Here is a 25,904-nt window from a genome sequence, read left to right on the forward strand (position 1 = left end):
CGATCGGCGGAGCGGGTCTAGCATTGCCCCTCGTGCTCGCGCGACATTCGTGCGCATGGAAGGACATCGTCCGATGGCTCTCGAGAAGCTCACGCTGGCTCCCGACTTCGAACTCGCGAACCAGTACGGCGAGCGCATCCAGCTCGGCGACTTCCACGGGCGGCGCAACGTCGCCCTCGTCTTCTTCCCCCTCGCCTTCTCCGGCACCTGCACCGGCGAGTTCTGCGCACTGCGCGAGAACCTCTCGCTGTTCGAGCACGCGGAGGTCGAGCTGATCGGCATCTCCGTCGACTCCAAGCACACCCTGCGCGCCTGGGGCGAGAAGCAGGGCTACGACTTCACGCTGCTCTCCGACTTCTGGCCGCACGGCGACGTCGCCAAGCAGTACGGCGTCTTCCTCGAGGGCAAGGGCTACGCGACGCGCGCGACCTTCCTCATCGACAAGGAGGGCGTCATCCGCGACACCTTCATCACGGCTCCCGGCGAGGCCCGCTCGATGGACGACTACCGCGCCGCGATCGACGCGCTCACTCCGGCCCACGCCTGACACCCTCCGCGAGATGCCACTTGTGACCGCCTTTCACGGCGTGTCGCGCTCATAAGTGGCATCTCGCGGGAGGGGTGCAGGGGTGCACACGCCAGGGCGTCAGTTGAGGATGTTCACCGCTCGGGAGATGACCAGGGCCAGCAGGACGAAGCCGGTGAAGCCCTCGAGGGCCATCAGGAGCTTCACCCGGCTGGACAGCGGCATCGTGTCGGTGGGGCTGAACGCCATGGTGTTCGTCGTCGAGACGTAGAGGTAGTCGACGAAGCCCGGGCGCCAGTCGGCCTTCTCGGAGGAGCCGGCCGCGACCTCGCTGACGGTGTCGCGGTAGGTGTCCTGCGGGAAGGCGAAGTCGGCGGGCGGCAGCTGCGAGCGCTCGAGCGTGCCGCGGGAGACGGGGCCGCCGCGGTCGAGCTCCCAGAAGATCAGCGCGTAGGCGACGACGTTGGTGACCCAGACCTGCAGCGCGGTGAGCAGCAGCAGCGGGCCGTCGGCGGATCCGTCGACGAGGTCGATCACGACCCGGACGACGTTGATCTGGTTCGCCGCGGCGAGCACGACCGCGAGGGCGATCGACACTCCGCGGGACCAGCGGGTCTCGGTGTCCAGCCGCCGCGGGTTGACGACGAACAGCGGGATCAGCAGCGCCAGCGTCAGGACCGCCGCGGCGATCCGGACGACCGAGGTGCCGGGATCGTGCCCGACGAGGTTGAGCGCGACGGCCACGAGGATCGCGGCGGAGGCCGGCCAGCGGCTCTCGGCCCGGCGCCTCGCGCGGGTGTCGTCCGTGTCCGCCATGCGCCGAGAGTAGCGGTGCGAGCCGTGTCGTAGGATCGATCCCGATCGTCCGCGGCCCGGCCGCGACGGGGGCCTTTAGCTCAGTTGGTAGAGCGCCACGTTTACACCGTGGATGTCATCGGTTCGAGCCCGGTAGGGCCCACAGGAGAACCTCGCGAGACCGCGCCTCAGCGGGACTGGCGGCGCTTGTAGGGCTTGGGCTGGCCCTTGACGACGGGGGCGCGGCCGGTGCCCTTCGAGGCCTTGGCCTTGCCGCCGGACTTGGGGGCCTCCTCCGGCTCGTCGCCGAGGGCGGCGAGCTCCTCGCGGGCCGAGGCGAGGCGCTGGCGGCCGGCGGCGGTGAGGGTCGTGGCGGCGGCACCGGGCTCGAAGAGCGGGCGGCCGAGGTCGAGCTCGACGGCGGCGACGGAGGAGTCGAGCTTCGCGCGGGAGATGCCGAGCTTCTCGGCGGCGCGCACGAAGTGGAGCTCCTCGGCGACGGCCACGAAGTGACGCAGCTGGCTGATCTTCATGAGGAACCCTTCGCGGCCGCTCGCTGCGACCGCCTCCACCCTAGGCGGACCCCGGCGCGCGGCGGACACCCGCCCCGGCGCGGACGGACGCTCGCGGACACCCGCCCCGGTCGAGACCGGCCCTACGCGGACGGCGTCAGCCGCTGATCGCCGACGACCCCGAGCAGCCGGAGGGCCTCGGCGGAGGCGGGCGATCCGGCGCGCGGCGTCAGCACCAGCAGCACCTGCGCCTGGTTCTCGGTGAAGAGGGCCTGACAGTCGACGTCGATCTCGCCGACCTCGGGGTGCCGCAGGGTCTTGTGGTCCTCGAAGCGGGCGGTGACCTCCTGCAGCTCCCAGTAGCGGCGGAACTCCTCGCTCCGCGCGAGCAGCGACGCGACGATCCGGGCGGCCAGCGGGTCGGCGTCGGGTGCCGCGGCGGCGAAGCGCAGCTGGGCGGTCTGCATCCGCCCCTGGTGCTCGTGCTCGCGCTCGGGGTAGCTGCGGCGGGCCTCGTCGGGGTGCGCGAACCAGCGGTGGATGCCGCTGCGGTCCAGGCCGGTCCAGGCGGTGCCGTCGCCGAAGAGGGCGCGGGCCAGGCGGTTCTGCACGAGGGTCTCGCCGAGCTCGGTGATCACCAGCGCGGGAGTGTCGTCCAGCCGGTCCAGCACGCGGAGGAGACCGGGGGAGACGTGCTCGTCGCGCCGGTGCCGCGCGGGCGGGGTCTGCCCGGCGAGTCGGAAGAGGTGGTCGCGCTCGTCGAGGTCCAGGCGCAGCCCGCGGGCGATCGCGGTGAGCATCTGCTCGGACGGCTGCGGTCCGCGCTGCTGCTCCAGCCGCGACCAGTAGTCGGCGGACATGCCGACGGCGGCGGCGATCTCCTCCCGGCGCAGGCCCGCGGTGCGGCGGCGCGCTCCGGGCGGCATGCCGACGTCGGACGGCTGCAGCCGCTCGCGTCGGCCGCGGAGGAACTCGGCGAGCGCAGGTCGGTCCATGCGCTCATCCTGCCGGTCCGCGCGCATCGCGGACCAGGGACCGCCGATCCCTGGATCGTCCAGCCCTTCCGGCCCGTGCGGCGCAGGGCGACGCTGGGGTCAGCCGGGCGGGACAGCCCGGGACACGGAGGAGACCACATGAAGACCACGGGCAGCACCATCCTGATCACCGGCGCGACCTCGGGCATCGGCCGGGGCCTCGCCGAGCGCTTCCTCGACGCGGGCAGCACGGTGATCCTCGGCGGTCGCCGCAGCGAGCTGCTGGACGAGTTCACGGCGGCCCACCCCGGCTCGCACTCGGTCGTGATCGACGTCACCGATCCGGAGTCGATCGCCGCCGCGGTCGAGACGGTCACCCGGGAGCACCCCGACCTCGACGTTGTCGTCACGATGGCCGGCATCATGCTGCCGGAGGACCTGCGGGACTCGGGGCACCTCGACACCGCCGCGGCGATCGTCGAGACCAACCTGCTCGGCACGATCCGCACGCTGACCGCGTTCACGCCGTGGATCGCCGCGAAGCCGGACGGCGTGCTGATGACGGTGTCCTCGGGGCTCGCGTTCGTGCCGCTGCCGGCGACCCCGACTTACAGCGCGACCAAGGCCGCGGTGCACTCCTACACGCAGAGCCTGCGGGCGCAGCTCGCGGAGACTCCGGTGCAGGTGATCGAGCTGGTGCCGCCGGCCGTGCAGACGACGCTGATGGGGCAGCAGGACGACCCGAGCGCGATGCCGCTGGACGAGTTCCTCGACGAGACGGTGCGGATCCTCGCCACGCAGCCGGAGGTGGAGGAGGTGCTCGTCGACCGGGTGCGCTTCCTCCGCGACGCCGAGGCCGAGGGGCGCCACGCCGACGTGCTGGCGCTGCTCAGCAGCAGGCACTGAGCCCGGAGGGGGACGCCCCGCGCCGCTCGGCCGTCGTTCGGCGACTGTTCTCCGGCAGCCGTTGCGCTGGAGCGCTCTCACGCCTACCCTCGCGGGCGTGGTCGGAACCCGAATCCGGCTGCAGAGGAGGCCGATGTGGGCGCGCTCGTCTACAGCGGTGTCGCCTCGATCGACGGCTACACCGTCGACGAGACCGGGGATTTCAGCTGGGCCACGCCCCGTCCCGAGGTGCACCGCTTCATCAACGAGACCGAGACCGGGGTGGGCACGTACCTCTACGGTCACCGGATCTACGAGACCATGCGCGGCTGGGACGCGGGCTACGAGCTCGCCGAGCAGTTCGCCTTCATCCACGACTTCCAGGAGATGTGGCGCGCGGCCGACAAGGTCGTCTACTCGACGACCCTGCCCGCCGTGCGCACCCGCCGCACCCGGCTCGAGCGGACGTTCGATCCGGTGGGCGTGGCGCAGGAGGTGCGCTCGAAGCCGCACGACGTCTCCGTCGGCGGTGCGACCCTCGGGGCGCAGGCGCTCCTGGCCGGCGTGGTCGACGAGATCCGCTGGTACGTGGCGCCGATCGCGGTGGGCGGCGGAACGCCGTTCCTCCCGCACGGCTTCCGCAGCCGCCTCGAGCTCCGGCAGCAGCGCAGCTTCGCGGACGGAACGGTGTTCCTCCGCTACGGCGTGAAGCGCTGAGGAGGAGCGACGCGGGCGCCGGTCAGGCGCGGGCCGGCTCGTCCGCGCCGACCAGTGCGGCGATCCGGGCGGCGATCCGCGCGCCCTGCGCCCGGCCGGCCTGCGCGGCGGCGGGACGGACCTCGGGGTCGAGCGAGTTCGGGCCGAAGGCGGCGATCGACGCCTCGTCCGCGTAGACGACCTCGACGCGCGAGCCCGACAGCGCCTCGAGCTCGGCGGTGGGCAGCGTGCCGACACCGGGCGAGCCGATGCCGGACATCGGCGTGATGACGACCACCCAGTCGGCACCCGCGGCGAGGTCGGCGTTGCTCCCGGAGCGCACGCCGCCGTCCATGTAGCGGACGCCGTCGATGCTGACCGGCGGCCAGACACCGGGCACCGCGCAGCTGGCGGCGATGGCGTCGACGAGGCCGACGCCGCTCGTGCGGTCGAAGACGGCGAGCGCCCCGGTGGCGGTGTCGATCGCGGTGATCAGGAGGCGCTGCTCGGGCCAGTCGGCATCGGCGATCCGCGCGGCGATGACGTCGCGGCGGGACTCCTCGGAGAGGGTCGCGGTCTCGAGGGCGAGCACGCCGATGCGGCGCCGGGCGTCCTCCGGCGAGGTCGCGCCCTCGATCGCGGCGGCGTAGCTCGCCTGCAGGCGCTCGACGTCGACGACGGCGCCGATCTCGGCGGACTCCTCGCGCAGCTGCGACGCGTAGGCCTCGTCGAGGCCGACGGAGGTGCTCAGCTGCGAGGCGACGGCGGAGCCGGCCGAGGTGCCGATCAGGGTCGTCGAGGGGTCGAGGAGGAGGCGGGCCGCCTCGGGCGAGGCGTCGCTGAGGCCGCGGACGATGCCGAGCTCCCAGGCGATTCCGGCGAGGCCGCCTCCGGCGAGGACGAGGGCTCCGGGCATGGGTGGTCCTTTCGATGGTGCGGTGAGGGGTGCTGCCAGCCTGGCCCCCGAGGCTGGGAGGCGCCGGCCGGTGGCGCGTGTCCGGCGCCGGTCAGGCGCGGGCTGCGGCGATCGCGTCGGCCGCGAGCCGCGCTGAGCTGTCCCGGTCGCGGAGCCAGAGCGGGACCGAGTGGACGCGCAGACCGGTGCCGTCGAGGGCGCCGACGGCCGCCGCGTCCTCCTCGCCGACCAGCCAGGCGTCGAGCAGGCCGCCGGCCGAGCGGGCGCCGTAGTGCCGGCCCACCGCCTCCGCCGAGGTCTCGACGCCGATCGCGGGCAGGCAGTGGTCGGCCATGCCGCGCACCACCGCGCCGCCGATGATCGGCGAGACGCCGACGACCGGAGCCGACGTGGTCCGCACGGCCTCCGCGATGCCGGGAACGCCGAGGATCGTCCCGATCGACACCACCGGGTTGGACGGCGCGATCAGGACCGCATCGGTGTCGGCGATCGCCTCGAGCACGCCCGGGGCGGGGCGCGCCTCCTCGACGCCCCGCTGGACGAAGCGGCGGGCGGGCACCGACGCGCGCAGCCGCACCCACCACTCCTCGAAGTGCAGCAGCCGGACGCCCTCGCCGGGCAGGTCGACCTCGACGTGGGTCTCGACGTCGGAGTCGGACATCGGCAGCAGGCGGACGCCCAGCGGCCAGCGCGCGGTGATCCGCTCGGTGGCCTCGGAGAGGGTGAGCCCGTCGCGCAGCATCGAGGTGCGGGCGAGGTGCGTGCCGATGTCGAGGTCGCCGAGGGTGAACCACGGCCAGCCGACGCCGAACGCGGTCAGCTCGGCCGAGACGCGCTCGCTCTCGCCGGCCCGGCCCCAGCCGCGCTCGGTGTCGTTGACACCGGCGAGCGCGTAGGTGAGCGAGTCGAGGTCGGGGCAGACCTTCAGGCCGGTCAGCCACATGTCGTCGCCGGTGTTGGCGACGACCGTGATCTCGGAGGGACCGCCGCCGGCCGCCTCGAGGTCGCGGAGGTGCTCGCGCACCGCGGAGGTGAAGCGGGCGCCGCCGACGCCGCCGGCCAGGATCGTGATGCGCATCCGTCGACGCTACCGCGGACCGCGGACACCGCGGATTCCGAAGGGGCCGAGGCCTTAATGCTGCGGATCCGCGCCGGAAACACCCGGGAAACGTCGGAGGACGACGATGAACCCCTGTCCGGCGCACGGAGCGGAAGCGGTCATTGCCTTCGACCCTCGCGCGGACCACAGTGAGACCACGGCCCCTCGGCGCCGCCTCCCGCGTCTCGCGGGACCTCGGCGGAGCCTCGACCGGGCCGACCGAAGCATGGAGGTACCGATGACCATCGTCCGCGCAGCGATCACCCAGACCACGTGGACCGGCGACAAGGAGTCGATGCTCGACAAGCACGAGCAGTTCGCCCGCGACGCCGCCGCCCAGGGAGCGCAGATCGTCTGCTTCCAGGAGCTGTTCTACGGCCCGTACTTCGGCATCACCGAGGACAAGAAGTACTACCGCTACGCCGAGCCGGCCGACGGCCCGATCGTGCAGCGCTTCGCCGCGCTGGCGAAGGAGCTCGGCACGGTGATGATCCTGCCGATCTACGAGGAGGACATCACCGGCGTCTACTACAACACCGCCGTGGTCGTCGACGCCGACGGCACGATCCTCGGCAAGTACCGCAAGCACCACATCCCGCACCTCGACCGCTTCTGGGAGAAGTTCTACTTCCGCCCCGGCAACCTCGGCTACCCGGTCTTCGACACCGCCGTCGGCAAGGTCGGCGTCTACATCTGCTACGACCGGCACTTCCCCGAGGGCTGGCGCGAGCTGGGCCTGAACGGCGCGCACATGGTGTTCAACCCGAACGCGACCAAGCCGGGCCTCTCGAACCGCCTGTGGGAGGTGGAGGGCCCGTGCGCCGCCGTGGCGAACGGCTACTTCGTGCTCCAGCCCAACCGGGTCGGCCGCGAGGACAACGAGTACGGCGAGCTGGCCGTCGACTTCTACGGCACCAGCCAGGTGATCGACCCGCGCGGCAACTTCGTCGGCGAGCGCGGCTCGGGCGACAGCGAGGAGATCCTGATCCGCGATCTCGACCTCGACATGGTGCAGCAGATGCGCGACGACTGGCAGTTCTACCGCGACCGCCGGCCGGACTCGTACACGAGCATCCCGAAGCCCTGACCGCCGACGTCCTGACCGCGCGACCGCCGCAGCACCGGAACCACCGAGGAGCATCGATGAAGACCCTCATCACGAACGGCACGGTCGTCAACGCGACCGGCACCGCCACCGCCGACGTCCTGATCGACGGCGAGACCATCGCCGCGGTGCTCGCGCCCGGCTCGACGCTGCTGGGCTTCGACCTCGCGGCGAACGTCGACCGCGTGATCGACGCGACCGGCAAGTACGTCATCCCCGGCGGGATCGACGCGCACACGCACATGGAGATGCCGTTCGGCGGCACCTTCGCCTCGGACACCTTCGAGACCGGCACCCGCGCCGCGGCCTGGGGCGGGACCACGTCGATCGTCGACTTCGTCGTGCAGTACCCGGGCGAGAGCGTGGTCGACCGCTACCAGGCCTGGCAGGAGAAGGCGGCCGGGAACTGCGCGATCGACTACGGCTTCCACCAGATCCTCTCCGACGTGCAGGACTCGTCCCTGGTGGCGATGGACGAGCTGATGGACGAGGGGGTGACCAGCTTCAAGCTGTTCATGGCCTACAAGGGCGTGTTCCTCTCGGACGACGGGCAGATCCTGCGGGCGTTCCAGAAGGGCGCCTCGAACGGCGCGATGATGATGATGCACGCCGAGAACGGCGCGATCATCGACGAGCTGGTGAAGCAGTCGCTCGCCGCCGGCAACACCTCGCCCTACTTCCACGGCACCTCGCGGCCGTGGCAGGCGGAGGAGGAGGCGACGCACCGGGCGATCATGATCGCGGACCTCACCGGCGCGCCGCTCTACGTGGTGCACGTGTCGGCGAAGCAGGCGGTGGAGCAGATCGCGCAGGCCCGCGACCGCGGGATGAACGTGTTCGGCGAGACCTGCCCGCAGTACCTCTACCTCTCGCTCGAGGAGCAGCTCGGCGCACCGGGCTTCGAGGGCGCGAAGTGGGTGTGCTCGACGCCGCTGCGCTCGAAGGCGGAGGGGCACCAGCACCACATGTGGCAGTCGCTGCGGACCAACGACATCCAGATGGTCTCCACCGACCACTGCCCCTTCTGCATGAAGGGCCAGAAGGACATGGGCGTCGGCGACTTCTCGAAGATCCCCAACGGCATCGGCTCGGTCGAGCACCGGATGGACCTGATGTATCAGGGCGTCGTGTCCGGGCAGATCTCGCTGCCGCGCTGGGTCGAGCTCACCTCGACCACTCCGGCGCGGATGTTCGGGATGTACGGGAAGAAGGGCGTGATCCAGCCCGGGGCCGACGGCGACGTGGTCGTCTACGACCCGAACGGGCACACCTCGATCGGCATCGGCGAGGGCCGCAGCCACCACATGAACATGGACTACTCCGCCTGGGAGGGCTTCGAGATCGACGGCCACGTCGACACCGTGATCTCCCGCGGCAAGGTCGTCGTCGACTCCGGCGACTACATCGGCACCAAGGGCGACGGCAAATACATCAAGCGAGGTCTCTCGCAGTATCTGATCTGACCTGAAGTCATCTTTTTCCCACCGCAACGAAGGAAGCCCCATGGACTTCGGAGTCGTCCTCCAGACCAACCCGCCCGCCTCGCGCACCGTCGCGCTCGCCGTCCTCGCCGAGACCTACGGCTTCGACTACGCGTGGACGTTCGACTCGCACCTGCTCTGGCAGGAGCCGTACGTCATCTACTCGCAGATCCTCGAGAAGACCCACCGGATCACCGTCGGCCCGATGGTGACCAACCCGGCGACCCGCGACTGGACCGTCATCGCCTCGCTGCACGCGACCCTCAACGAGATGTACGGCAACCGCACCGTCTGCGGCATCGGCCGCGGCGACTCCGCCGTCCGCGTCACCGGCGGTGCTCCCACCACGCTGAAGACCCTGCGGGAGTCGATCCACGTCATCCGGGAGCTCGCCAACAGCCGCTCGGTCGAGTACAACGGCTCGACCCTGCAGTTCCCGTGGAGCCGCGGCTCCTCGCTGGAGATGTGGGTCGCCGCCTACGGGCCGCTCGCGCTCAAGCTGGCGGGGGAGACGGGCGACGGGTTCATCCTGCAGCTCGCCGACCTCGACATCGCGCGCTGGATGATCCAGACGGTCAAGGACGCGGCGGCGAACGTCGGCCGCGACCCGGAGTCGCTGCAGTTCTGCGTCGCGGCGCCGATGTACATCGGGACCGACCGCGCGCACATGTACGACCAGTGCCGCTGGTTCGGCGGGATGGTCGGCAACCACGTCGCCGACATCGTCGGCCGCTACGGCACGAGCGGCGCCGTCCCGCAGGCACTGACCGACTACATCGCCGGGCGCGAGGGCTACGACTACAACGAGCACGGGCGGGCCGGCAACTCGCACACCGCGTTCGTGCCCGACGAGATCGTCGAGCGCTTCTGCGTCCTCGGCACCGCCGACGAGCACATCGCGAAGCTGACGGCGCTCGCCGAGATCGGCGTCACGCAGTTCGCCGGCTACCTCCAGCACGACAACAAGGAGGAGACGCTGCGCGTGTACGGCGAGCGGGTCATCCCGGCCCTCGGCCCGCACATCGTGGCGAAGGCATGAGGTCGCCGGCCGCGACGCGCGGGGTCCTGCTCGGCGCGGCCGGGCTGCTCCTGCTCGCGGTGCTCTGGGAGGTCTACAAGGCCCTCGGGCCGGAGACCGGCGTCGTGATCCAGGGCGTCACCGTGCTCCCGCGCACCAGCGCCATCGCGATGCCGCACCTCTGGGAGATCGCCGGCCGGCTCGCGGAGCCGATCACCGGCGCCCGCAACGCCCCGGTGCTCTGGCTCGCTGTGCTGCAGGCCAGCGCCTTCTCGCTCGGGGTCGCGGCCGTGGGCTGGGTCGTCGGCGTGGTCGTCGGGCTGCTGCTCGCCGTGCTGATGCAGCGCTTCCGCACGGCCGAGTCCGCGGTGCTGCCGTGGATCGTGCTGAGCCAGACGGTGCCGCTGATCGCGATCGCACCGCTGGTGCGCCGCTGGGGCTCGCAGCTCGAGCTCGGCGCGTTCACCTGGGAGAACTGGATGTCGGTGGCGCTGATCGCCTCCTACCTCGCCTTCTTCCCCGTCTCGATCGGGGCGCTGCGCGGGCTCAACGCGCCGTCGGCGCACCAGGTCGAGCTGATGCGCGTCTACGGCGTCGGCTGGTGGAAGACGCTGCTGCGGCTGCGCCTGCCCGCGAGCGTGCCGTTCCTCCTCCCGGCGCTGCGGCTCGGTGCCGTCAGCGCCGTGATCGGCACCGTCGTCGCCGAGGTCTCGATCGGCCTGCGCGGCGGCATCGGTCGCATGATCATCGAGTTCGCCTCCTCCGCCGGGGGAGACCCCGCCAAGCCCTGGGCGCCGATCCTGGGCGCGGTGCTGGTGGGCCTCGCGGCCGCCGGCGTCGTCGGCCTGATCGGCACCGCCCTCCGTCCGTTCCGCAGAGGGGAGCAGCCCGCATGAGCGCTGCCGAACCGGCCGTCGTCGTCGACTCCGTCACCAAGACGTTCACCACGAAGAAGAACACGAGCGTCATCGCGCTCGACACCGTCTCGCTCGAGATCGCCGCGGGGGAGTTCGTGTCGCTGATCGGGCCCTCCGGCTGCGGCAAGTCGACGCTGCTGCGCCTGATCGCCGACCTGGACGAGCCGACCTCGGGCACGATCTCGGTGTTCGGCAAGACGGCGCGGCAGGCGCGGCTCGACCAGGAGTACGGGATCGCGTTCCAGCAGGCGGGGCTGCTGCCCTGGCGGAGCATCCGCGCGAACATAGCGCTGCCGCTCGAGCTGCACGGCGTCGGCACCGCGGCCCGCCGGTCGCGGGTCGACGAGCTGCTGGCGCTCGTGGGGCTCGGCGACTTCGCCGACTCCTACCCCGACCAGCTCTCCGGCGGGATGCAGCAGCGGGTGGCCATCGCGCGCGCCCTCGCCGAGAGCCCCCGGCTGCTGCTGATGGACGAGCCGTTCGGCGCCCTGGACGAGATGACCCGCGAGCGGATGCAGACCGAGCTGCTGCGCATCCGGAGCGAGACGGGGGCCGCCGTGGTCTTCGTGACGCACTCGATCCCCGAGGCGGTGTTCCTCTCCGACCGCGTCGTGGTGATGTCGCCGCGGCCTGGACGGATCCGGGACGTGCTGCGGATCGCGCTGCCCGACTCCTCCGAGCGCGAGGCGGGGGTGCGCGAGGACGCGGCGTTCTTCTCGGACGTCGGGGCCGTGCGCGAGCTGCTGCACGGCGACGCCGCGGCTGTGCCGCGCGGGGTGGAGAACCGGTGAACAGCCCCGCGCTCGCCCGGGCGGTCGTCGCGCCGCTCGTGCTCGGCGTCGCGGCGCTGCTGCTCTGGCAGGTCGGCGTCGCGGCGCTCGACGTGCAGCCGTTCGTGCTGCCGTCGCCGCTCGCGATCGGGGCGGAGTTCGCGCAGAACGCCGGCTCGGTCCTCGCCGGGAGCCGGGTGACCGGCGGCAACGCGCTGATCGGGCTCGTCGCCGGGGCGGTGCTCGCGGTGCTCGTCGCCGCGGTGTCGGCGCTGGTGCGGGTCTTCGACGGGCTGACGGCGGCGATCGTCGCCGCCGCGGCCGTCGTGCCAATCGTGGCACTGGCCCCCGTGCTCTACACGATGTTCGGCGCCAACGTGGAGACGGCGCGGCAGCTCGTGGCCGCGCTCGCGGTCTTCGTGCCGGTGTACGTCAACACGCTGCGAGGGCTCCGGCAGGCTGCTCCCGTGCACCGCGATCTCATGCGCGCCTACGCCGCCTCGCCGTGGCAGACGGCGCGGACGATCACGCTGCCCGGGGCGGTGCCGTTCTTCTTCACCGGACTGCGGATCGCCTCCTCGCTCGCCGTGATCTCGGCGCTGGTCGCCGAGTACTTCGGCGGGCCGATCGGGGGCCTCGGCAAGTCGATCACCTCGGCGGCGTCGGGCAGCGACTACGCGCTGGCCTACGCCTACGTGCTCGGCGCCGTGCTCGTCGGCCTCGTCTTCTACTGCGTCACCGCGGGCCTCGAGGCGCTCGCGCTGCGGCGCAGCCACGCGCGCTGAGACGCGCCCCTCGACTCCCGCCGGCTCGCGCCGGACGGGCACTTCGGCACCACCCGAACGCACCACCCGCACCACTGCACTCGCACCACCGCACTCGCTCCATCCGCTCCACCGCTCCATCCGCACCACGGCACTGACGGCCCGTCCGGGCCGCATCCCGCACCGCACCGCACCAGGAGGAACAGTGAACAGACGCACGCGCATCGCGATGACGACCACGGCGGGGCTCGCCGCCGTCGGCCTCGCGCTCACCGGCTGCAGCGCAACCAGTGACACCGGCTCCGGAGCCTCGGGGGACTCCGGGGATCTCACCCCCGTCACCCTGCAGCTCCAGTGGGTCGCCCAGGCCCAGTTCGCCGGCTACTACGCCGCCGTCGACCAGGGCTACTACGAGGACGAGGGCCTCGACGTGACCATCGCCGAGGGCGGCGGCGACATCGTGCCGCAGGACGTCCTCGCCTCCGGGGACGCCGACTACGCGATCTCCTGGGTCCCGAAGGTGCTCGGCTCGATCGAGAACGGCGCGAACATCACCGATGTCGCGCAGATCTTCGAGCGCAGCGCGACCACGCAGATCTCGTTCAAGGACAAGGGCATCACCTCGCCCGCCGACCTCGCGGGCAAGCAGGTCGGCAGCTGGGGCTACGGCAACGAGTGGGAGCTCTTCGCCGGCATGCAGAAGGACGGCGTCGCGCTCAGCGACATCTCGCTCGTGCAGCAGCTCTTCGACATGAACGGCTTCCTCGCCGGCGACATCGACGCCGCGCAGGCGATGACCTACAACGAGTACGCGCAGGTCCTCGAGACGGTGAACCCCGACACGGGCGAGCTGTACACGCCGGACGACCTCAACGTGATCAGCTGGAACGACGTCGGCACCGCGATGCTGCAGGACGCGATCTGGGCCGACGCGGACAAGCTCTCGAGCGACGACGCCTACGCCGAGCAGACCGTCGCCTTCATCAAGGCGTCGATCAAGGGCTGGATCTACGCGAAGGACAACCCGCAGGAGGCGGCGGACATCGTCACCGCGGCCGGCTCCACGCTCGGCACGAGCCACCAGCTCTGGATGACCAACGAGGTCAACAAGCTGATCTGGCCCTCGACCGACGGCGTCGGCATGATCGACGAGGCCGCCTGGGACCAGACGGTCGACATCGCCAAGACGACGGAGAACGAGACCGGCGCGACCATCATCAGCGAGGACCCGCCGGAGACCGCCTACTCGAACGAGTACGTCGAGAAGGCGCTCGCCGAGCTCGCGGACGAGGGCGTCGACACCAGCGGCGCCGACTACGAGCCGATCGAGGTGACCCTGCAGGAGGGCGGCGCCTGACGCGTCCTTTCCCACTGACCACCCTCTCCACTCCGCAGAAGTTGCGGTAGTCGATCCCGGCTACCGCAACTTCCGCGTACTCGGCCGCATCTTCTGAGGAGTGAGGGTGCGGGGTGTCGGCGGGATCCGCCGGACCTCCGCCCGGGCGTGGCGCGGGGGACTAGGCTCGATCCTCGTGACTACTTTCAAGAAGACGCCGTTCACCGTGAACGTGCGCGACATCGTGAACCGCCCGGGGGAGATGCGCGAGCACCGTCTCGACCTCGAGGCGCCCGAGGCCTTCGGCGAGGGAATCGTCGCCGTCCGCCAGGGCGCGCCGCTCGATCTCGACGTCCGGATCGAGTCGGTGCACGAGGGCATCCTGGCCAGCGTCCAGGTGTCCGCGGAGGCCGTCGGCGAGTGCAGCCGCTGCCTCACCGACATCTCCCTGCCTGTCGATGTCGAGTTCCAGGAACTTTTCGCGTACTCTTCTGACGAAGCTTTCGACTATGAGGTTCACGACGACCACGTGGATCTTGAACCTCTGGTCAGGGATGCGGTGGTGCTGTCGCTGCCGTTCCAGCCGGTCTGCCGGCCGGATTGTCCGGGCCTCGACCCTGTCACGGGGGAGCGGCTGGCCGAGTCCTCCGTGTCCGAGCCCGAGGCTCCGCGCGACTCCAGGTGGGCCGCGCTCGCCGGGTTGGGCGAGTCGGGGACCGGTGGGGCCGCAGCGCCCGGAGCTTCCGCAGACAGTGGTGCCGGCGCCGAGCCGCGCACCGAAGACGACCGAACCTGATCAGCCCCGCCTGATCCGACCGAGCTAGAGAAGAGAGAATCATGGCTGTTCCCAAGAGGAAGAAGTCCCGCGCGAACACCCACGCTCGTCGTTCGCAGTGGAAGGCGGAGGTCCCGCCCCTGGTGAAGACCGTCGAGAACGGCAAGACCGTCTACAGCCTCCCGCACCGCGCCAAGGTCGTCGAGGACTCCGCGGGCACCGCGCTGTTCCTCGAGTACAAGGGCCGCAAGGTCGCGAACGTCTGATCCAGTCCCTTCGGCTCCGCGTCGCTCCGCGACACGAGCCGTGCGGTCCATGGTGAACCAGACCTCTGCCACACCCTCCAGCGACGACCGGTCGCGTCTGGAGGCCACGCTCGGCGTGAGCCTCGATGGTGAGCTCTTCGAGCTCGCCCTGACGCACCGGTCGTTCGCTTTCGAGCACGGCGGCCTCCCGCATAACGAGCGCCTCGAGTTCCTCGGCGACTCGATCCTCGGGCAGGCCGTGACGGTCATGCTCTACACCGAGTACCCCGCGCTGAGCGAGGGCGACCTGGCCAAGCGCCGGGCGAGCCTGGTATCGACGGTCGCGCTGGCCGAGATCGCCCGCGGCATCGGCCTGGGCGAGCACCTCCGCCTCGGCCGCGGCGAGGAGATGACCGGCGGCCGCGACAAGTCGTCGATCCTCGCGGACACCGTCGAGGCGATCATCGGCGCGGTCTACCTCGGCACCGGCCCGGACGCCGCGCGCGATCTCGTGCTGAGGCTGATCGCCCCGCTGACCGCGGATCCGCTGCGCTTCGGCGTCTCGATGGACCCGAAGACGAGCCTCCAGGAGGCGGCGGCCGAGCGCGGTGCGCCCGCGCCCCGCTACGAGATCGCGGCGACCGGACCGGACCACAGCAAGGTCTTCGTCGCCACCGTCGTCGTCGGCGGGCTCGTCACGGCGCGCGGCGAGGGGACGAGCAAGAAGGCGGCCGAGATGGCCGCCGCTCTCGACGCCTGGACGCGCCTCTCGGCGACGGCTCCGGGTGAGCCGGTCGCGCCCGCGGCGCCCGCCGCTCCGATCGAGGGCTGACCGTGCCCGAGCTGCCCGAGGTCGAGGTGGTGCGGGCCGGGCTCGCTCCCGCCGTCACCGGCTCGCTGGTGACGAGTGTGGAGATCGTCGACGAGCGCTCGCTCAAGCGCCATGTGCACCCGCTCGGCTCGTTCGAGGGGCTGCTCGTCGGGCGGCGGCTGCGCGGCGCGGTGCGGCGCGGCAAGTTCCTCTGGCTGCCGGCCGGTCGCGACGAGGCGCTGCTCGTGCACCTCGGAATGAGCGGGCAGGTGCTGCTGCGGACGGCCGACGCGGCTCTCGCGAAGCTGACCCGGATCCGGATCGGCATCGAGCATCCGGAGCACGGCGAGCTGGCGCTGCACTTCGTCGACCAGCGGATCTTCGGCTCGATGGCGATCGACTCGCTGGCTCCCACCGCGGACGGTGCTCCGGGCGGCTACGCCGGCGACGACGCGGTCGACGGCGACTGGCTGCGCGCCGTGCCCTCGCAGGTCGCGCACATCGCCCGCGATCCGCTCGACCCGTTCTTCGACCTCTCCGCGGTCCTCGGCGTGCTGGCCCGCCGGAACAGCGGCATCAAGCGCTCCCTGCTCGACCAGACGCTGGTCAGCGGCATCGGCAACATCTACGCGGACGAGTCGCTCTGGGCGGCCGAGCTGCACCCCGAGACGCCGAGCTCGTCGCTGACCGAGGCGCGGATCCGCCGTCTCTTCGCCGAGGTCCGCTCGGTGCTCGAGCGCGCCCTGGCCGAGGGCGGCACCAGCTTCGACGCCCAGTACGTCAACGTGAACGGCGCCTCCGGCTACTTCTCGCACAGCCTCAACGCCTACGGCCGGACCGGCAAGCCCTGCCCGCGCTGCGGCGAGCCGATCGTCCGCGTGCCGTTCATGAACCGCTCGTCGCACCTCTGCCCGCACTGCCAGCGCGCACCGCGCTGAGCGGTGCGACCTCCGGTTCGGTCGGCGCTGCCTCCGATGGAGGAGCCGCTGCAGAACATCAGCTGAGGTGGCAGGTCAGCGCTGATGGGCGATGAGCAGGACTCCTGGCTGATGTTCTGCGTCGGCCCGCTCTGTAGGGCGGGGTCGAGCCGGGTCAGGCCGCGGCCTTCTCCTCCGCGGGGATGGCGTGCTTGACGTGGGCGAGGAGGTGGCCGAGGAGCGAGGCGATCAGGGTGATCGCGGCGGCGATCGCGAGACCGAGCCAGAGGCCGACATTCAGTGCCAGGGCGCCGACTCCGGCGCCGGCGGCGATCAGGACGACGGCGGTGGCGCGGCGGAACCAGGGCTGGCCCTTGCCGCCGCCGAGTCGGGAGTCGGCGGCGAGGCCGGTGATGGTCGAGGTGACGACGACGGTGGTGACGTCCTTGACCGCGATGTGGCGGGCGGTCGCGGCCTGGAGGCCCATCGCGAGGCCCAGGACGCCGGTGACGGTGAGGGCGAGAAGCTCGGGGTGCTCGGGGACGACGCCGAGCACGACGGCGAGCACGGCCATCAGCAGGCCGACGACGGTGAAGAGCCAGGAGGAGCGGGTGGTCCAGCCGGCCTTCACCGGGCGCAGGACGCGGCCGCCGATCGCGGCGCCGAGCATGAAGCCGGCGAGGGCGATGATCGGGCCGACGATGGGGAGGTCGTCGGCGCCGGCGAGCGCCATGCCGAGGATGACCACGTTGCCGGTCATGTTGCCGGTGAAGACCCGGTCGAGGCCGAGGTAGCCGACGGCGTCGATGATGCCGGTCGAGAAGGTCAGGGCGAGCATGAGGCCGAGGTGGACGTTGTCGGTGCGCGTGCGCAGGCGTCGGAACACGGGGGTCCTGTCGTCGGAGGGGTGGGCGGGCACCGCGAGATGCCACTTGTGAGCGCCTCCGTCGGCGTGTCGTGTGCACAAGTGGCATCTCGCGGGAGGGAGCGAGGGTGGTGCGGGGCCGATACTGCCATGGATGCGGCGGGCGGCCGGGACACGAGGGCGCAACACGGCGCCGCTACTGTCGGACGGAGTGCGGGGCGGGCCCGCGCGGAGAGGCGGCCATCGTGCAGGACGTGCAGAGGCGGGACGCGCAGGGGCGGCCTGCGCAGGAGCGGTCGGCGGTGTGGGCGGTGCAGCCCGGGGAGGGACTTCCGGAGGGGGTCGAGTACCTGCCGGCCGGTCCGGGATCGGTGCTGTGGGGGCGGCTGCCCTGCGCGAGCGACCGGGCGGTGCTCACCGTGGACTCCGGTGCCGAGGTCGTCATCGACACGCTGAGCCACGAGGGGGTTCTGGAGGATCAGGGGCGCGATCCGGTCGCGTTCTTCGGGGCGCACGGTGTGGCTCCCGAGGGGGTGCTGCGCGACGCGATCGAGCTCGCCGCGGCCGGGCCCTTCCGCGACACCGCCGTCGACGGGCCGCACGTGGTGACCGGGCCGATCGCGGTGCGCGGCGCGCAGCCGGGCGATCTGCTCCGGATGACGCTGCTCGAGGCCGAGCCGCGCGTCCCGTACGGCGTGATCTCGAACCGGCACGGGCGCGGCGCGCTGCCGGGGGAGTACCCGCTCGCTGCCGGCCCGTTCAGCGCCTTCGCTCGGGTGGAGGAGGGCGTCGACGGCATCCGGCGGGGCGTGCTGCCGCTGACCCCGGGCGGTGAGCGCTCGGCGCGGTTCGAACTGCACCCGTTCCTCGGGATCATGGGCGTCGCGGTGGCGGGCGACGAGCGGCCGCACTCCGTGCCCCCGGGCGCGCACGGCGGCAACATCGACATCTCGCTGCTCACGGCGGGCACGAGCGTGTACCTGCCGGTGCAGGTGCCGGAGGCGCTCGCCTACGTCGGGGACCCGCACTTCGCGCAGGGCGACGGCGAGGTCGCGCTGACCGCGATGGAGGCGAGCCTGCGGGTGCGGGTGCGCTTCGAGGTGATCCCGCGGGCGGAGGCGCTCGCCGCGTTCGGCGAGATCGCCGGGCCGCTCGGCGAGACGGCCGAGTTCCTGGTGCCGACCGGGATGGACGAGGACCTCGACGTCGCGGTGCAGAACTGCGTGCGGGCGGCGATCGCGCTGCTCCAGGCCCGCTACGGAATGGACGCGAGCCTGGCCTACGCGTACCTCAGTGCCGCGACGGACTTCAACATCTCGCAGGTCGTCGACCTGGTGAAGGGCGTGCACGCCCGCGTGCGGACGGCGGACTTCGATGACTGAGCAGGACGGCCCTGATCCGCGCGTCACGACACTGGAGGGGCAGCTGCCCGACGGGCTCGTCGACGCGGTGCTCGCCTACGAGGCCGCGCTGGCGGCCGACGACGTGCCGGCGCTCGCCGACGCCTTCGTCCGAGAGCCGACGACGCTGCGCGGCGACGCCTCCGGGCTGCTCGTGGGGCACGAGGCGATCACGGGGTTCCGCGGTCGGCGCGGCGGGACCCCTCCGAGGGCTCTCGCGGAGCTGCACGTGCGGGCCCTCGGGGCGGACGACGCGCTGGTCGTGACGGTGAACCTGCCGGCCCGCGGGGGGCGCGGGCTGGTGACGCAGCTGTGGACGCGGGACTCCGGAACCTGGCGGGTGCGCGCCGCGCAGGTGCAGGCGCCCGCGCCGGCGCTCGACGTGCGGGTGTGGCGGGCGGTCGGGGCGCCGCTCGTGCCCGCCTCCGCGTCGGGGCCGCTCGACGGGCTGGACGTGGCGGTGAAGGACCTGTTCGCGATCGAGGGGCAGCGGATCGGCGCGGGGATCCCCGTGCGGCTGGCGGAGGCCGAGGTCGAGCGATCCACCGCTCCCGCCGCCGCGATGCTGCTGGGCGCGGGGGCATCGGTGCGCGGGATCGCGCAGACCGACGAGTTCGCGTACAGCATCGCGGGGCGGAACTCGGGCTACGGGACGCCGCCGAACCCGGCGGTCCCGGGGGCGATCCCAGGCGGCTCCTCGAGCGGACCCGCGACCGCGGTCTCGCTCGGGCAGGCGGCGGTCGGGCTCGCCACGGACACGGCGGGGTCGATCCGCGTGCCCGCTTCGTACCAGGGGCTCTGGGGGCTGCGGACGACCCACGGCGCGGTGCCGGTCGCGGGGCTGCTTCCGCTCGCTCCGAGCTTCGACACGGTGGGGTGGCTGACGCGGGATCTCGAGACGTTGCGGAAGGTCGCCGCGGTCGCGCTGACCGGGCCTGCGGAGTCGCCGGTGAGTGGATTCGTCGTGGCCGAGGCGCTGCTCGAGAGGGTCGACGCTTCGGTCGCGACCGCGTTCTCGGCGGTGGTCGACGGGCTCGAGGTGGAGCGGATCGCGCTGCCGCCGGTGGCGGAGATGTTCGAGGCGTTCCGGCTCGTGCAGGCCGCGGAGGCGTGGGCGTCGGACGGTGCCTGGGTCACCGCGCACCCGGGCGTGCTGGCGCCGGACGTGCAGGGCCGGTTCGACGCGGCGGCGCGGACCGATGCCTACACCGAGGCGGCGGCGCGGGAGCGTGTCGCGGGGTTCCGCGAGCAGCTCGACGCGGCGCTCGGCGGGCGGGTGCTGCTGCTGCCGTCGGCGTCGTCGGTGGCGCCGGCGCTCGACGCGTCGGCCGAGGTCATCGACGCGGCTCGGACGGCGACTCTCGGGTTGACCTGCCTCGCGGGGATCGGCGGGTATCCGGCGCTGTCGGTGCCGCGGTTGAGCGTCCACGGCAAGCCGGTGGGGCTGTGCCTGGTCGGGCCGCGCGGGGCGGATCTGGCGCTGCTGGAGCTGGCGGCGGAGGTGCTGGGGTAGGCGGGTCTCCCGGAGCAGAGCACCTTGTCGATGGTGGATGACCCCACGCATGCTGATCGAGCAGCCCGCGGAGCGGGCGTATCGAGATCCGCCCGCGCCAGGACAGGAGTCTGCAGACCTGCCCTGCTGATGACGGTGGGTCTCGATACGCCGCTGCGGGGCTACTCGACCAGCAAAGGCTGCGGGCGTCTCTTCCCCGTGGACCCTCCGGCGCCGAAACATCGACGAAACGTCTGTTGCAGTAGAGTCGTGACCTGAAACAGGTTTTTCTCTGCACGTCCGACTGCGAAGAAGGTGGCTCCCATTCCGACCGCGCCCGCGATCTCGACGTTCCTCCCCATCGACCCGCCGCCCCGGCTGCTGATGGGCCCCGGCCCGATCAACGCCGACCCGCGGGTGCTCCGCGCGATGTCCGCGCAGCTGGTGGGCCAGTACGACCCGTTCATGACCTCGATGATGAACGAGACGCAGGAGCTCTACCGCCGCGTCTTCGCCACCTCGAACGAGAAGACGATGCTGGTCGACGGCACCAGCCGCGCCGGCATCGAGGCGGCGCTCGTCTCGATGCTCGAGCCGGGCGACAGGGTGCTGGTGCCCGTCTTCGGCCGCTTCGGCCACCTCCTCCGCGAGATCGCCGAGCGCTGCGGCGCCGAGGTGCACGTGATCGAGGCGGAGTGGGGCCAGGTGTTCCCGGTCTCGGTCATCGCCGAGGCGATCGAGCGCGTGCGCCCGAAGGTGCTCGCAGTCGTGCACGGCGACACGTCGACGACGATGGCGCAGCCGCTCGAGGAGCTCGGCGCGGTCTGCGAGAAGCACGGCGTGCTGTTCTACACCGACGTCACCGCGTCGCTCGCGGGCAACGCGTTCGGCGCCGACGAGCTCGGCCTCGACGCCGTCTCGGCCGGCCTGCAGAAGTGCCTGGGCGGGCCGTCCGGCTCCGCTCCCGTCACCTTCTCCGAGCGCGCCGTCGCCGTGATCGAGGCGCGCAAGAGCATCGAGGCCGGGATCCGCGACGAGGGCGACGCGGTCAGCGCGCACCCGGTCCGCTCCAACTACTTCGACCTCGGCATGGTCTTCGACTACTGGGGTCCGCGCCGGCTCAACCACCACACCGAGGCCACGACGATGCTCTACGGCGCGCGCGAGTGCGCCCGGCTGATCGTCGAGGAGGGCCTCGACACCACCATCGCGCGGCACGAGCTGCACGGTGCGGCGATGCTCGCCGGCGTCCAGGGTCTCGGCCTCCGCGTCTTCGGCGACCTCGCGCACAAGATGAACAACGTCGTCGCAGTGCACATCCCGGACGGCGTGAACGGCGATGCGGTGCGCGGCGCGATGCTGGAGGACTTCGGCATCGAGATCGGCACCTCCTTCGGGCCGCTGCACGGCAAGGTCTGGCGGATCGGCACGATGGGCTACAACGCGCGCCAGGACACGGTGCTGACCACCCTCGCCGCGCTCGAGGCGGTCCTGCGCCGCGCGGGCGCGACCGTCGCTCCGGGCGGCGGCGTCGCGGGCGCCTACGGCGTCTACGACTCCGCACGGGGAGGCGCGGCGTGAGCGTCGTCGACGCCGCCGCGATCATGGCGCGCTGCGACGAGCTCGCCGCGGTGTCGAGCACCCGCGGCGCGATCGAGCGCGTCTACCTCTCTCCGGAGCACGCCCGCGTCAACGCGATGGCCGCGCGCTGGATGGAGGACGCCGGCATGCGCACCTGGCAGGACGCGGCCGGCAACCAGTGCGGCCGCTACGAGGGCGCCACGCCCGGACTGCCCGCGCTGCTGCTGGGCTCGCACCTGGACACCGTGCCCGATGCGGGGCGCTACGACGGGATCCTCGGCGTGATGCTCGCGATCGCGGTCGTCTCCCGGTTGAACGCGGCTAGGACCCGGCTGCCGTTCGCCGTCGAGGTCGTCGCGTTCGGCGACGAGGAGGGCACCCGCTTCGGCACGGCCCTGCTCGGCTCCCGCGCGGTCGCCGGCACCTGGGACGAGCACTGGTGGGAGCTGGAGGACGCGCACGGCACGACCCTCGTCGAGGCGTTCCACGAGTTCGGCCTCGACCCCTCGCGCATCTCGACCGCGGCGCGCGACGCCGCCGACGTCCTCGCCTATCTCGAGACGCACATCGAGCAGGGCCCGTACCTCGAGGAGGCGGACCGCGCCCTCGGCGTCGTCTCCTCCATCGCCGGCGCCCGCCGCTTCGCGCTGACCCTCACCGGCAAGGCCGGGCACGCGGGGGGCGTGCCGTTCGACCGCCGCCGCGACGCGCTGACCGGGGCCGCCGAGGCCGTGCTCGCCGTCGAGCGCATCGCCCGCGAGCACGGGGCGATCGCCACCGTCGGCCGCCTGGAGGCGTTCCCCGGCGCGGTCAACGTGATCCCGGGCCGGGTGGAGTTCTCGCTCGACCTGCGGGCCGAGTTCGACGACGTCCGCGACACCGTCTGGGACGGGATCGAGCACGCGATGTCGGAGACGGCCCGCCGCCGCCGGCTCGCGCTGACCGTCGAGGAGACGCACGGGGCGCCCGCCGTCGTCGCGGCCGACTGGCTGCAGGACGTGGTCCGCGCCGGCATCCGCGCGACCGGCGACGAGGAGCCGATGGTGCTGTTCTCGAAGGCCGGGCACGACGCGATGGCGATCGCCGACCTCACCGAGTACGCGATGCTCTTCGTCCGCTGCGAGGGCGGCGTCAGCCACCACCCGGAGGAGAACGTGACCGAGGCCGACGTGGCGACGGCACTGGACGCCTTCGAGGCGGCGGTGCACGCGTTCGCCGAGGCGCGGGCAGGACGGGTGTGACCGCCTCGGCGCCGATCTCCGAGCACCGCGCCGAGGCCTCCGCACCGAGCATCGGCCGTCGGATCGACGCGGGCTACGCCTCGCTCTCGCGGCAGGAACAGCGCGCGGCCGACTTCATCCTCGACCATCTCGGCGACCTCGCCAGCTACACCGCCACCGAGCTCGCGCAGCACAGCGGGGTGTCGAAGGCCACGGTCTCGCGGCTCTTCCGCCGCCTGGGCTTCTCCAACTCGCAGGAGGTGCGCGAGCACGCCCGCGCGCTGCGCAGCTCCGGGGTCCCCGTCGGCCCGGCCTCGGCCGGAGCCCCCGCCGACGCGCTCGCCGCGCACCTCCAGAGCGAGCACGCGAACCTCCGCCGCCTCGCCACGACCTTCGCCGACGGGCGGCTCGAGGAGTCCGTCCGGCTGCTCTCCGGCGCCCGCGAGGTCGTCGTGATCGGCCTGCGCAACAGCTACCCGGTCGCGCTGCACCTGCGCCAGCAGCTCGCCCAGGCGCGCGCCCGAGTGCGGATCGCGCCGCAGCCCGGGCAGTCGCTCGGCGAGGAGATCGCCGGGCTCGGTGCGGAGGACGCGGTGGTGCTGGTCGGCTTCCGGCGGCGGCCCGCCTCCTTCGCGGTCGTCGTCGAGGTGCTGGCCGCGCACGGGGTGCCGGTCGTGCTGCTCGCCGACGCGCACGCGCGGCGGTTCGCCGACCGCTGCGCGGTCTGGCTGGAGTGCCCCGTCGACAGCGAGACGGCCTTCGACAGCTACGCGGCGGCGATGAGCGCGGTCGCCGTGCTGGCCGCCGGGGTGCTCGGCGCCGTGCCGCGCGAGTCGCGCGAGCGGATCGCGGGCATCAGCACCCTGTACGCCGAGCTGGCCGAGTTGGAAGAGCGGCCGTGAGCGCCGAGGCGGCCGAGCTGATCCGGGCGCACGCGCGGCACCCGGTCGGGCGCGACGACGCGATGCCGGCCGGGGTGCTCGGCCGGGCCGAGCTGCTCACGCCGACCTGCGGCGACCGGATCGAGGTCCGGGTCTCCGGAGACGCGACGGCGCTGGCGATCAGCTGGAGCGGGCGCGGCTGCGAGGTGTCGCAGGGCTCCGCGTCGCTGCTCGCGGACGAGCTCGACGGGCTCGACGCGGTCACTGCCCGCGGGCGCGTCGCCGCCTTCCTCGACGCGATGGCGGCGCACGACGCGGTGTCCGGTCGCGGGGCGGATCCCGACGGCCCGGCGGGCCAAGCGCTCGGCGACGAGGCGGCGCTGCTGCTGGTCGCCGCGAACCCGGTGCGCTCGGTCTGCGCGGCGCTCGCCTGGCGCGCGCTGCGCGACGCGCTCGACGTGAGCGGGCTCGGATGACCGCGTCAGCCGGGTCCGTCGCGGTCGGCCCCCGAGGAGAGATCGCCGCACTCCACCGCGAGGGCGCCGTGCCGCGCGAGGTAGTCGCGGGCGCCGGAGTCGCCGGTGAGCGTTGCCGCGAGCGGCCGCCAGTGCGCGCTGCCCAGCAGCACGGGATGACCGGGGCGACCGCGGTAGGTCGCGCGGGCGAGCACCGACGGGCCGACGGGGGAGTCGCGGAGGACGCGCTCGCCGACCGCGGCGGGTTCGTCCGGCAGATCGACGAGCGTCACCAGGGCGGCGTCACCGTGCGCGGCGCGCAGCCCGGTGCGCAGGGAAGCGGACAGTCCCTCGGCCCAGTCCTCCGCGACGACGACCGCCGCTCGTTCGGGCACCAAGGGGCGCGCCTCGTCGGCCTCAGCGCCGAGCACGACCAGCACGCTCCCGCAACCCGCGTCCTCGAGTCGCGCCACGGCACGCTCGACCCAGCTCACGCCCTCCGCATCGACCCGCAGCGCCTTCGGCCCGCCCGCCCGGCGGCCGGCACCCGCGGCGAGCACCACCCCCACCACGTCCATCCGACCATCGTGCCGCACACCCGGGCCGACGAGGAGACCGCATGACCGACCCCACCCCCCTCCGCGACGCGCTGCTGGCGTGCCTCGCCGTCCCGCGCTGGGCCGATGAGGTCGCCGCGGGCGCGCCCTACGCCTCGACCGGGGCTCTCGCCGCCGCGGCCGACGCGAGCGCGCGCACGCTGACCGCCGACGAGGTGGAGGCGGCGCTGGCCGACCACCCCCGGATCGGCGAGCGGCACGCGGGGACCGGACGCTCCTCCGACTTCTCCGCCGCCGAGCAGGCGTCGAGCCTCTCGCCGGACGAGGCGCTGGCCGAGCGGCTGCTGGCCGGCAACCGGGCCTACGAGGAGCGGTTCGGGCGGGTGTTCCTCATCCGCGCGGCCGGGCGCGACCGGGCCGAGATCGTCGCCGAGCTGGAGCGCCGGCTCGGCCTCGACGAGGACACCGAGCGCGGGATCGTCGCCGACCAGCTGCGCGAGATCACGGTGCTGCGGGTGCGCGCGCTCGGACCCGAGACCGGCGCCGTCGCGGAGGCGGCTCGATGAGCGCGCACCGCAGCCACGTCACGACGCACGTGCTCGACGCCGTGCTCGGCCGGCCGGCGCAGGACGTGCCGGTCGCGCTCGAGGCGCGACGAGGATCCGGCTGGGAGCTGATCGCGACCGCGCGGACCGACGCCGACGGCCGCGTCGCCGAGTTCGGTCCGGTCGAGCTGCCCGCGGGGATCTACCGGGTCGTCTTCGACACCGCCGTGTACTTCGAGCGCTCGGGCACCGCGTCGTTCTACCCCGAGGTGGTCGTCGCGTTCCGCCTCGAGGACACGGCCGCGCACTTCCACATCCCGCTGCTGCTGAGCCCGTTCGCCTACTCGACCTACCGGGGGAGCTGAG

General features: G+C 72.7%; 29 protein-coding genes and 1 tRNA gene. 23 read left to right on the forward strand and 7 right to left on the reverse strand.

Annotated elements, in window-relative coordinates; genetic code table 11:
- Positions 1-73: 73 nt before the first annotated feature.
- The gene (locus MT355_RS07620; RefSeq protein WP_123445665.1) at positions 74-547 is read left to right on the forward strand and encodes a peroxiredoxin; all 474 of its coding nucleotides are present in this window, start codon (positions 74-76) and stop codon (positions 545-547) included.
- Between the two features lie 99 nt (positions 548-646).
- Here MT355_RS07620 and MT355_RS07625 read toward each other — a convergent pair whose 3' ends face one another.
- On the reverse strand, positions 647-1,342 hold the full coding sequence (locus MT355_RS07625; RefSeq protein WP_243599073.1) for a hypothetical protein: 696 nt from the start codon (positions 1,340-1,342) through the stop codon (positions 647-649).
- 69 nt (positions 1,343-1,411) lie between these two features.
- Between MT355_RS07625 and MT355_RS07630 the strand changes: the two genes are divergently transcribed.
- Positions 1,412-1,484 (forward strand) — tRNA-Val (locus MT355_RS07630).
- Between the two features lie 25 nt (positions 1,485-1,509).
- Here MT355_RS07630 and MT355_RS07635 read toward each other — a convergent pair.
- Together MT355_RS07635 and MT355_RS07640 are read right to left on the reverse strand one after the other, a co-directional pair.
- Positions 1,510-1,854, reverse strand: a complete 345-nt coding sequence (locus MT355_RS07635; protein ID WP_123445667.1) for a LysR family transcriptional regulator — start codon at positions 1,852-1,854, stop codon at positions 1,510-1,512.
- A 122-nt stretch (positions 1,855-1,976) separates the two neighbouring features.
- Positions 1,977-2,828, reverse strand: a complete 852-nt coding sequence (locus tag MT355_RS07640; RefSeq protein WP_243599074.1) for a helix-turn-helix transcriptional regulator — start codon at positions 2,826-2,828, stop codon at positions 1,977-1,979.
- A 138-nt stretch (positions 2,829-2,966) separates the two neighbouring features.
- Between MT355_RS07640 and MT355_RS07645 the strand changes: the two genes are divergently transcribed.
- Positions 2,967-3,713 (forward strand): SDR family oxidoreductase, encoded by a 747-nt coding sequence (locus MT355_RS07645; RefSeq protein WP_243599075.1) that lies wholly within the window; start codon positions 2,967-2,969, stop codon positions 3,711-3,713.
- Positions 3,714-3,848: 135 nt separating this feature from the next.
- Positions 3,849-4,409: a dihydrofolate reductase family protein gene (locus MT355_RS07650; RefSeq protein WP_123732139.1), complete on the forward strand. Its 561-nt coding sequence runs from the start codon at positions 3,849-3,851 to the stop codon at positions 4,407-4,409.
- A gap of 22 nt (positions 4,410-4,431) precedes the next feature.
- On the opposite strand, the gene MT355_RS07655 is transcribed toward MT355_RS07650, so the two are convergent.
- Both MT355_RS07655 and cofD read right to left on the reverse strand, forming a co-directional pair.
- Entirely contained in the window at positions 4,432-5,304 is an 873-nt protein-coding gene (locus MT355_RS07655) for a patatin-like phospholipase family protein (RefSeq protein WP_123445671.1), read from the reverse strand.
- A gap of 91 nt (positions 5,305-5,395) precedes the next feature.
- On the reverse strand, positions 5,396-6,382 hold the full coding sequence (gene cofD / locus MT355_RS07660) for a 2-phospho-L-lactate transferase (RefSeq protein ID WP_243599076.1): 987 nt from the start codon (positions 6,380-6,382) through the stop codon (positions 5,396-5,398).
- 259 nt (positions 6,383-6,641) lie between these two features.
- Here cofD and MT355_RS07665 point away from each other — a divergent pair, with 259 nt between their 5' ends.
- The 11 genes from MT355_RS07665 to mutM all read left to right on the forward strand — a co-directional run bounded on the left by MT355_RS07665 (position 6,642) and on the right by mutM (position 16,563).
- Entirely contained in the window at positions 6,642-7,490 is an 849-nt protein-coding gene (locus tag MT355_RS07665) for a nitrilase-related carbon-nitrogen hydrolase (RefSeq protein WP_123445673.1), read from the forward strand.
- 56 nt (positions 7,491-7,546) lie between these two features.
- Positions 7,547-8,971, forward strand: a complete 1,425-nt coding sequence (hydA, locus tag MT355_RS07670) for a dihydropyrimidinase (RefSeq protein ID WP_243599077.1) — start codon at positions 7,547-7,549, stop codon at positions 8,969-8,971.
- 40 nt (positions 8,972-9,011) lie between these two features.
- Complete coding sequence (locus MT355_RS07675; RefSeq protein ID WP_123735494.1) at positions 9,012-10,028, forward strand: TIGR03842 family LLM class F420-dependent oxidoreductase; 1,017 nt, start codon at positions 9,012-9,014, stop codon at positions 10,026-10,028.
- Positions 10,025-10,903 (forward strand): ABC transporter permease, encoded by an 879-nt coding sequence (locus MT355_RS07680; protein ID WP_243586615.1) that lies wholly within the window; start codon positions 10,025-10,027, stop codon positions 10,901-10,903. Before MT355_RS07675 ends, MT355_RS07680 begins: the two co-directional genes overlap by 4 nt.
- Positions 10,900-11,715, forward strand: coding sequence for an ABC transporter ATP-binding protein (locus tag MT355_RS07685; protein ID WP_243599078.1), 816 nt, complete (start codon positions 10,900-10,902; stop codon positions 11,713-11,715). The genes MT355_RS07680 and MT355_RS07685 overlap by 4 nt, the downstream gene beginning before the upstream one ends.
- On the forward strand, positions 11,712-12,479 hold the full coding sequence (locus MT355_RS07690) for an ABC transporter permease (protein ID WP_243599079.1): 768 nt from the start codon (positions 11,712-11,714) through the stop codon (positions 12,477-12,479). The genes MT355_RS07685 and MT355_RS07690 overlap by 4 nt, the downstream gene beginning before the upstream one ends.
- 184 nt (positions 12,480-12,663) lie before the next feature.
- On the forward strand, positions 12,664-13,815 hold the full coding sequence (locus tag MT355_RS07695; protein ID WP_243599080.1) for an ABC transporter substrate-binding protein: 1,152 nt from the start codon (positions 12,664-12,666) through the stop codon (positions 13,813-13,815).
- A gap of 175 nt (positions 13,816-13,990) precedes the next feature.
- Positions 13,991-14,590, forward strand: coding sequence for a DUF177 domain-containing protein (locus tag MT355_RS07700; RefSeq protein ID WP_372487848.1), 600 nt, complete (start codon positions 13,991-13,993; stop codon positions 14,588-14,590).
- 41 nt (positions 14,591-14,631) lie between these two features.
- The gene (rpmF, locus tag MT355_RS07705; RefSeq protein WP_123445680.1) at positions 14,632-14,835 is read left to right on the forward strand and encodes a 50S ribosomal protein L32; all 204 of its coding nucleotides are present in this window, start codon (positions 14,632-14,634) and stop codon (positions 14,833-14,835) included.
- A 49-nt stretch (positions 14,836-14,884) separates the two neighbouring features.
- On the forward strand, positions 14,885-15,646 hold the full coding sequence (gene rnc, locus MT355_RS07710) for a ribonuclease III (RefSeq protein WP_123732146.1): 762 nt from the start codon (positions 14,885-14,887) through the stop codon (positions 15,644-15,646).
- A gap of 2 nt (positions 15,647-15,648) precedes the next feature.
- Positions 15,649-16,563, forward strand: coding sequence for a bifunctional DNA-formamidopyrimidine glycosylase/DNA-(apurinic or apyrimidinic site) lyase (mutM, locus tag MT355_RS07715; protein ID WP_243599081.1), 915 nt, complete (start codon positions 15,649-15,651; stop codon positions 16,561-16,563).
- A 154-nt stretch (positions 16,564-16,717) separates the two neighbouring features.
- Here the strand turns inward: mutM and MT355_RS07720 are convergent, their stop codons facing one another.
- On the reverse strand, positions 16,718-17,428 hold the full coding sequence (locus tag MT355_RS07720) for a YoaK family protein (protein WP_308197314.1): 711 nt from the start codon (positions 17,426-17,428) through the stop codon (positions 16,718-16,720).
- Positions 17,429-17,661: 233 nt separating this feature from the next.
- On the opposite strand from MT355_RS07720, the gene MT355_RS07725 reads away from it, so the two are divergent.
- From MT355_RS07725 to MT355_RS07750, 6 genes are all read left to right on the forward strand, one after another.
- Positions 17,662-18,789, forward strand: a complete 1,128-nt coding sequence (locus tag MT355_RS07725) for an acetamidase/formamidase family protein (protein WP_243599294.1) — start codon at positions 17,662-17,664, stop codon at positions 18,787-18,789.
- On the forward strand, positions 18,782-20,320 hold the full coding sequence (locus MT355_RS07730) for an AtzH-like domain-containing protein (RefSeq protein ID WP_243599082.1): 1,539 nt from the start codon (positions 18,782-18,784) through the stop codon (positions 20,318-20,320). The genes MT355_RS07725 and MT355_RS07730 overlap by 8 nt, the downstream gene beginning before the upstream one ends.
- A 363-nt stretch (positions 20,321-20,683) precedes the next feature.
- Positions 20,684-21,880, forward strand: coding sequence for an alanine--glyoxylate aminotransferase family protein (locus MT355_RS07735; RefSeq protein ID WP_123735632.1), 1,197 nt, complete (start codon positions 20,684-20,686; stop codon positions 21,878-21,880).
- A complete protein-coding gene (locus MT355_RS07740) occupies positions 21,877-23,121 on the forward strand; it encodes an allantoate amidohydrolase (RefSeq protein ID WP_243599083.1) in 1,245 nt (414 codons plus the stop codon). Before MT355_RS07735 ends, MT355_RS07740 begins: the two co-directional genes overlap by 4 nt.
- Positions 23,118-24,002, forward strand: a complete 885-nt coding sequence (locus MT355_RS21575) for a MurR/RpiR family transcriptional regulator (protein ID WP_243599084.1) — start codon at positions 23,118-23,120, stop codon at positions 24,000-24,002. Before MT355_RS07740 ends, MT355_RS21575 begins: the two co-directional genes overlap by 4 nt.
- Positions 23,999-24,457 (forward strand): iron-sulfur cluster assembly scaffold protein, encoded by a 459-nt coding sequence (locus MT355_RS07750; RefSeq protein ID WP_243599085.1) that lies wholly within the window; start codon positions 23,999-24,001, stop codon positions 24,455-24,457. The genes MT355_RS21575 and MT355_RS07750 overlap by 4 nt, the downstream gene beginning before the upstream one ends.
- 5 nt (positions 24,458-24,462) lie before the next feature.
- Here MT355_RS07750 and MT355_RS07755 read toward each other — a convergent pair whose 3' ends face one another.
- A complete protein-coding gene (locus tag MT355_RS07755; RefSeq protein ID WP_243599086.1) occupies positions 24,463-25,014 on the reverse strand; it encodes an NTP transferase domain-containing protein in 552 nt (183 codons plus the stop codon).
- Between the two features lie 41 nt (positions 25,015-25,055).
- Here MT355_RS07755 and uraD point away from each other — a divergent pair, with 41 nt between their 5' ends.
- Entirely contained in the window at positions 25,056-25,559 is a 504-nt protein-coding gene (uraD, locus tag MT355_RS07760; protein WP_243599087.1) for a 2-oxo-4-hydroxy-4-carboxy-5-ureidoimidazoline decarboxylase, read from the forward strand.
- Positions 25,556-25,903, forward strand: coding sequence for a hydroxyisourate hydrolase (gene uraH, locus MT355_RS07765; RefSeq protein ID WP_243599088.1), 348 nt, complete (start codon positions 25,556-25,558; stop codon positions 25,901-25,903). The genes uraD and uraH overlap by 4 nt, the downstream gene beginning before the upstream one ends.
- Position 25,904 lies beyond the last annotated feature (1 nt).

It is taken from the genome of Rathayibacter sp. VKM Ac-2929 (assembly GCF_022815495.1).
Taxonomy (GTDB): domain Bacteria; phylum Actinomycetota; class Actinomycetes; order Actinomycetales; family Microbacteriaceae; genus Rathayibacter; species Rathayibacter festucae.